Source organism: Microbacterium sp. Bi128 (assembly GCF_918698205.1).
In genome coordinates this window covers 1-6600 of sequence record NZ_CAKKMM010000223.1, presented here as the reverse complement: position 1 = coordinate 6600, position 6600 = coordinate 1, and the positions used below count along the sequence as shown (strand labels likewise).

The window sequence follows — 6600 nt, the reverse complement described above, 5'->3', positions numbered from 1 at the left end:
TCATCCCGGAAACCGCACGCATCGAGGCCACCATCAGCACCTTCTCCGAGGAAGCCCGGCAGAAAATGATGGACGCCGTGCCGCGGCTGCTGAAGGGAATCGCGGCGGCACACGGCTTGGACGTCGACGTCGACTACCAGCAGGAGTATCCGCTGACCATCACGGACGAGGACGAAACGCACACCGCGGAGAACGTCATTGCGGGCCTGTTCGGCGACTCCCGGCTCTCCCGCTGGGCCACCACGCTGAGCGGCTCCGAAGACTTCTCGAGGGTTCTGGCCGAGGTCCCCGGCACGTTCATCGGGCTGAGCGCCGTCCCCCGGGACACCGACCATGCCACCTCCGCGTTCAACCACTCCCCGTACGCCACGTTCGACGACGGCGTGCTGGCTGACGGCGCCGCACTCTACGCCGAGCTCGCCATCTCAAGGCTGGCCGCACTCGCGGCCGCCGACGCTCCTGCCGCGGCCAACACGGTTGCCGCCGCCTCCGCCCTTTCCTAGCCCGCACCCCCGAGGGAGAAGACCATGACTGCAGCCACGATCACGCCGGCGGCAACACGAACATCCACCCGCAAGACGCTCGTCGGCACCGGCATCGGCAATGCCGTCGAATGGTATGACTGGGCCATCTACGCCACGTTCACGCCGTTCATCGCCAGCCAGCTTTTCAGCAAGTCGGATCCTGCGTCCGCGGTGCTGTCCACGCTGGCGATTTTCGCCGTCGGCTTCGTTGCCCGCCCTTTCGGCGGCTTCCTGTTCGGTTGGATCGGTGACCGGATCGGCCGGAAGGCTTCCATGACCCTGGCCGTGGGGCTGGCGTCGGTGGGCAGCCTGATGATCGGCATCGCGCCGACGTTCGCGGCGGTCGGCGTCTGGGCATCGCTCACGCTCCTGGTGGCGCGCCTGATCCAGGGCCTGGCCCACGGCGGCGAGCTGCCGTCGTCGCAGACGTACCTGTCCGAAATGGCGCCGAAGGAACACCGCGGCTTCTGGGCCACCCTGATCTATACCTCCGGCACCGTGGGCATCCTGTTCGGAACCCTGCTCGGTGCCGTGCTGAACATGACGCTGAGCACCGAACTCATGAACGCGTGGGGCTGGCGCATCCCGTTCCTGATCGGCGCGGCCATGGGTCTCTACGCGCTGATCATGCGGTCCCGGCTGCACGAAACGGACGTCTTCGAGGGGGAGGCCGCGACGGAGAAGCGCGCTCCGATCTGGCCGCAGATTGTCCGCCACCGCAAGCAGGCCCTCCAGGTGATCGGCCTGACGGTCGGCCTGACCGTGATCTACTACATCTGGGGTGTCGTCGCCCCCAGCTACGCCACCACAGCCCTGAAGATCGACCGGGGCGAGGCCCTGTGGGCCGGCGTGATCGGCAACATCGTGTTCATCGCGGCGCTGCCCTTCTGGGGCAAGCTGGCGGACCGGATCGGACGCAAGAAAGTCTTGTGGGCCGGTGCGATCGGCGCCGGCATCATGCACTTCCCGATGACCGCCCTGCTCAAGGATTCCGCCTGGCAGCTGGCCGTCAGCATGTCCGTCATGCTGATCTTCATCGCCGCCAGCGCGGCGATCGTCCCGGCCGTCTACGCCGAGCTGTTCCCCACCAGCATCCGCACCGTGGGCGTCGGAGTGCCCTACTCGATCTGTGTGGCCGTGTTCGGCGGAACCGCGCCCTATCTGCAGCAGTGGCTCGGCACCACCGTGCAGATGCCGCAGCTGTTCAATGTGTACGCCGTGCTGCTGCTCGCCATCTCCGCGGCCTGCGTCTTCACCATCCCGGAAACGAAGGGCAAGGACCTCACGCTCTGATCCGGTCCCGCCCGGTTGAGCTATCAGTTGTGGCTGTTCTGGAGGGTCCAGGACAGCCACAACTGATAGCTCATCGCATTTAAAACCTCAGTCGCCGATGTAGCGGTCGCGCCCGGCCCGGTACCCGAACACCGCTGCTAGAGAGCCCACCAGCATGAACAGCACACCCGCCGCTGCAAAGGATCCGGTGGACTGGTGCAGCTGGCCGACCAGGAGCGTGCCGCTGGAGCCAATCCCGTAGCCCACGCCCTGCATCATCCCGGAAAGGTGGGCCGCGGTGTGCCCGTCCCGGGTGCGGACCATGATCAGCGTCAGCGCGGCGGCGGTCAGGCTTCCCTGCCCCAGGCCGAGCAGCCCGGTCCACAGCCACAGGAGTTCCACAGGCCCGAAGATGCTCAGCGCGAAGCCACCGCCGGTCATGAGCGCCACCACCGTGTTGAGGGCACGCTGGTCCCGGAACCTGGTGGCCAGCGCCGGCGCGAACAGCGAGCCCAGCATCTGCAGCGCAATCGAGGCCGAGACGATCAGGCCGGCCGTGCCGCCGTCCACCCCCCGTTCGCGCAGGATCGGCGCCAGCCAGGCGAAGACGCTGAAGGACATCATGGCCTGCAGGACCATGAACCCGGTCACCTGCCAGGCCACGGCGGAACGCCAGACGTTGACGCCTCCGGCCGGCCGCGCCGCCCCGCCGGGACGGCCCCGGAGCGCCGGCGGCAGGAACAGCAGAAGGACGACGCCGGCAGGCAACGCCCAGAACCAGAGCGCCGCCGTCCATTCCCCGCTCGCGCGGAAGACCGGGAACGTGAAGCCGGCACCGAGCGCGGCCGAGGCACAGATCGCCGTGGTGTAGAGGCCGCCCATGAGGCCCAGGCGATGCGGAAAGTCACGCTTGACCACGCCCGGCAGCAGCACGTTGCACAGTGAAATCGCGGCCCCGCACGCGGCGGTCCCGGCGAGCAGAGCCGGAAGGTGGCCGGCCGCCGGCAGCTCCAGGGGCCGCAGCAGCAGCCCGGCGGTGAGCACCGCCATGGCACCGAGCAGCACCCGTTCGGCCCCGAACCGGCGTGCCAGCCCAGGGGCGAGCGGAGCGAACACCCCGAGCAGCGTCACCGGGACGGTGGTGAGCACCATGACCGCCCAGGCCGGAAGCCCGGCGTCGGCCGTCACCTCCGGCAGTACCGCAGCGAAGCTCGAAAAGACTGTGCGGAGGTTCAGCCCGATCAGGACCAGGCAGATCCCCAAATACGCGAGCTGCCGGCGGCCGGCAGCGCGCGGCGGCCCGGCGGGGCAGTCCCGGAGAACGGCGCCGGCCGAATGGTCCAACTCGTCAGTTTTCCCAGCTGAGGTCACCCGCCCCATTCTTGCAGGCCCGCGTCTTCACCCCTTCCTTTCAATCCTTCCTCCGCGGCTCAACCCCTTCTCCGCGGCCGGCCCACCGGGGGCGGCCGCGGGATCCCCGGGCGTCCCGGCCCGGCGAACTCAACTATTCTGGAAGGGATGAGCGAATCCCCAGAATCCCCCGGCCTGCAGGCAAACCCGGAGTCCGGCTTCCCGGACCAGAGCCAGTTGCCGCGCCCCGTGACCCCCGGCAGCCAGGCCTCGTTCGGCACCTATGGGGGCCGCCCGGTCAGCTTCGTGCGCCGCGGCACGCGCCTTCAGGGCCGACGCCAGGCGGCCTGGGAGGAACATGCAGACCGTTGGGCGGTTGAGGTCCCCCGCCATGTCGCCAACACCTCCGTCCACCCGGACTATGTGTTCGACGCAGAGGCCGAATTCGGCCGCACGGCTCCGCTGGTTGTCGAGATCGGCTCCGGGCTGGGCGACGCCGTTTGCCACGCCGCGGAGCAAAACCCGGACAAGGACTTCCTGGCCGTGGAGGTTTACACCCCCGGCTTGGCCAACACCTTGATCAAAATCAACAGCCGCGGACTGAGCAACGTGCGGGTGGTCGAGGCGAACGCCCCTGAGGTGCTCGCAACCATGCTCCCGGCTGGCTCCGTCACGGAACTATGGGTGTTCTTCCCGGATCCATGGCACAAGTCCCGGCATCACAAGCGCCGCCTCATTCAACCGGCGTTCGCTGATCTCGCCGCCCGGGCCATCAGGCCCGGCGGCATCTTCCGGATCGCGACCGACTGGTCCAACTACGCCGTTCACGTCCGCGAGGTCATGGCGGGCTCGGCGGAGTTCGAGAACCTGCACGAGGGCGAGCGCGCCGGCGCGGACAGCCCCCTGACCCAGGTGTGGGAATCCGGCGTCGAGTCCCGCGTGGGCGGAGCACCGGTCAAGGAAGGCCGGGCGCCGGTCAGCACCGAGCACACCGGAACCAACGAGGGCGTCGACGGGACCGGCGGGTGGGCGCCGCGGTTTGAGGGCCGTATTCTGACCAGTTTCGAAAACAAGGCGCACGAAGCCGGCCGCCTGATCTTCGACCTCAGCTACCGCCGGATTTAGGCACCACGGCGCGCGGGTACCTTTTGTTGAGCGGCTTCGCGTGGCACGATTACGGAACGAACCACGCTGGGTAGTACTAAGGAAACGATCATCAAACGAGAATTGAACGACGCTGCTGACGTCGCCGAGGACGTCACCAATTCGAAGCCCCTCGAAATCGCAGCGCGGGCCGGGTTCGCCGTGTCGGGGTTGCTGCACTTCCTCATCGGGCTGGTCGCGATCCGGCTTGCCATGGGCGGCCAGGGCCAGGCCGATGTCAGCGGCGCGGTGGAAGAGCTCGCCGGGCAGCCGGCGGGGCCGTTGCTGCTCTGGACGTCGTTTGCCGCCTGCGTGGCGCTGGCCATCTGGCAGGCGTCCGACGCCATTTTTGATTTCGGGCACCTGCCGACCAAGAAAAAGGTCGGCAAGAAACTCAAGGCTGCCCTGCAGGCCGTGGTGTACACCGCGTTCGCCCTGACGCTCGCGTCGGTCGCTACCGGGGCCGGCTCCGACAACCGCGAGTCGACGTCCGATATGACCGTAAACCTCATGAAGGCACCGGGCGGCGTCGCACTCCTGGTGATCATCGGCGCCGCGGTAGCCGTCACCGGGATCGTTTACGCGATCCGCGGCTTCAAGAAGTCCTTCATCAAGTACCTGCGGATGCCGTCCCAGCCGCAGGCGCGCACCGCAGTGACGGTGATCGGCATGGTGGGCTACGTTGCCAAAGGCTTTGCCCTGCTGCTGGTGGGCCTGCTCATCATCATCGCCACGGTGAAGGCACACCCCGAAGAGTCAACCGGGCTCGACGGCAGCCTGAAGGCCCTGCGGGAGCAGCCGTTCGGCGTGTACCTGCTGGCCGCAGTGGGCGTAGGCCTGATCTGCTACGGCATCTACATGGCGATGCGGGCCAAGCTCGCGAAGATGTAGGCCCGCGTCGGTTTCCATGTCCCGGACCGGAATCATGTCCCGGACCGGACGGACCGCCGCGCCCCACGAGTGGGCTACCCCTGGGGCACGGCAATGACAGCAACGGTCTGCTGCTGCTCATCGCGCATCTCGACACTGGCGATCCTGGCCAGCTGCACCGGCGTCGCCCCGGTGATCCGGACTCTGCCGGTGGGCGTCGCCGTCCACGCGCAGGCGCGGTCCACGCCGCCGTCACGGTCCTTTACCCAGAGTGAGAGGGTCCCGGCGACGGGCAGGCTGCGGCCGTCCACCGCCAGTTCGGTGCCCCAGGTCTTCTTGACGAGCCCCACCGTGACCTCCAACCCGCTGCTGGCCGCAACGGAATAGCTCGCGTCCGGTTTGGCGGGTTGGTTCAGCACCGGACCCGCCAGGATCCCCAGCCCCAGGCATGCGGCGGCCGCCGCGGCCACCGCCGACGTCCACCGGCGCCGCACCTTCCGGCGTCGGGCGGCGAGCTCGTCCAGGAGCCGGCTTGGGACAGGTTCGCGTTCCGGCGGGACCAGCGCGCGGTCCCGGGCGGCCGCCGCCGCGGCGGTGAGCGCGACGGCGTCGGACACCGGGATCGCGTCCAGCAGCGCGGGGAGGCTGGCAAGTTCGTCCAGCTCCTGGCGGCAGTGGGCGCACACGGCAAGATGCTGCTCGAAGGCCGCGGCTTCGGCCTGCTCCAGGCCGCCGAGCAGGTACGCGCCGAGGTAGTGATGCAACTCGGTCCCGTTCACTGCTGCACCCCCATTTCGTCGAGGATCGTCCGTAGGGCCCGGACGGCGTAGAACGCCCGGGACTTCACCGTGCCGCTGGGGATCTTCAATTGGGCGGATGCCTCCTGGACTGTGTAGCGGCGGTAGTGGAGCGCAACAAGGACTTCGCGGTGTTCCGCGCTGAGCCGCAGCAACGCCTCCTCCATCAGCACCTTGTTGAGCAGCTCGTCAATGCGCCCCGCGCCGCCGCCGCCTTCCGGGAGGGCCTGGACATCGCAGTCGCCGGCTTCCTGCGGCCGCCTTTGGGCCTTGCGGTAATTGTCGATCATGATGTTGCGGGCCGTCCGGAACAGGTAGCTGCGCAGGCTGCCAGTGATCTGCGGCGCCTGCTGCCAGACCCGCAGCACCGTCTCCTGGACGACGTCGTCGGCGAGCTGAGGATCCCGGGAGACGCTGAGGACAAAGCGTTTCAGGGCCGTTCCGTGGTCGCGGTAAATCGCAGCCACGACGTCTTCGTCCAGCGGCATTGCCCACCTCCCGGGAATTCGTGCTCTGCCCCTCTACGACGTACGGGCAGGCCCAATAGTTCAGTGTGCCCCAGGACAGCCCGACACGAACATGTCGGTTCCGCCATGAACCATTCCGCTCTCCATGGCGTCGTATCTCGTATCCCGTCTTCCCGA

The 6600-nt window shown here is 68.1% G+C and carries 7 protein-coding genes; 4 read left to right on the top strand and 3 right to left on the bottom strand.

The genetic code is table 11. The features are described 5' to 3' along the window. The coding region (locus LQV45_RS15300; protein ID WP_374208225.1) for a M20/M25/M40 family metallo-hydrolase at window positions 1–503 on the top strand (503 nt) is incomplete at its 5' end. Window positions 504–527: 24 nt separating this feature from the next. Further along, window positions 528–1817 carry an MFS transporter gene (locus tag LQV45_RS15295; protein WP_079550797.1) on the top strand — a complete coding sequence of 430 codons (1290 nt, stop codon included), beginning with the start codon at window positions 528–530 and terminating at the stop codon, window positions 1815–1817. Window positions 1818–1904: 87 nt separating this feature from the next. Here the strand turns inward: LQV45_RS15295 and LQV45_RS15290 are convergent, their stop codons facing one another. Further along, entirely contained in the window at window positions 1905–3140 is a 1236-nt protein-coding gene (locus tag LQV45_RS15290) for an MFS transporter (RefSeq protein ID WP_374208224.1), read from the bottom strand. 174 nt (window positions 3141–3314) lie between these two features. Here LQV45_RS15290 and trmB point away from each other — a divergent pair, with 174 nt between their 5' ends. Both trmB and LQV45_RS15280 read left to right on the top strand, forming a co-directional pair. After that, entirely contained in the window at window positions 3315–4271 is a 957-nt protein-coding gene (trmB, locus tag LQV45_RS15285) for a tRNA (guanosine(46)-N7)-methyltransferase TrmB (protein WP_230007769.1), read from the top strand. A gap of 102 nt (window positions 4272–4373) precedes the next feature. Beyond that, the gene (locus LQV45_RS15280; protein ID WP_230007768.1) at window positions 4374–5180 is read left to right on the top strand and encodes a DUF1206 domain-containing protein; all 807 of its coding nucleotides are present in this window, start codon (window positions 4374–4376) and stop codon (window positions 5178–5180) included. 74 nt (window positions 5181–5254) lie between these two features. Here LQV45_RS15280 and LQV45_RS15275 read toward each other — a convergent pair whose 3' ends face one another. Together LQV45_RS15275 and LQV45_RS15270 are read right to left on the bottom strand one after the other, a co-directional pair. Then, the gene (locus LQV45_RS15275; protein WP_230007767.1) at window positions 5255–5938 is read right to left on the bottom strand and encodes an anti-sigma factor; all 684 of its coding nucleotides are present in this window, start codon (window positions 5936–5938) and stop codon (window positions 5255–5257) included. Then, window positions 5935–6444 carry a sigma-70 family RNA polymerase sigma factor gene (locus LQV45_RS15270; RefSeq protein ID WP_230007766.1) on the bottom strand — a complete coding sequence of 170 codons (510 nt, stop codon included), beginning with the start codon at window positions 6442–6444 and terminating at the stop codon, window positions 5935–5937. The genes LQV45_RS15275 and LQV45_RS15270 overlap by 4 nt, the downstream gene beginning before the upstream one ends. Window positions 6445–6600 lie beyond the last annotated feature (156 nt).

Excerpts from the sequence above, each read along its gene's own strand:
- LQV45_RS15295 (WP_079550797.1), top strand. The coding sequence starts at position 528 with ATGACTGCAGCCACGATCACGCCGGCGGCAACACGAACATCCACCCGC.
- trmB (WP_230007769.1), top strand. The coding sequence starts at position 3,315 with ATGAGCGAATCCCCAGAATCCCCCGGCCTGCAGGCAAACCCGGAGTCC.
- LQV45_RS15270 (WP_230007766.1), bottom strand. The coding sequence starts at position 6,444 with ATGCCGCTGGACGAAGACGTCGTGGCTGCGATTTACCGCGACCACGGA.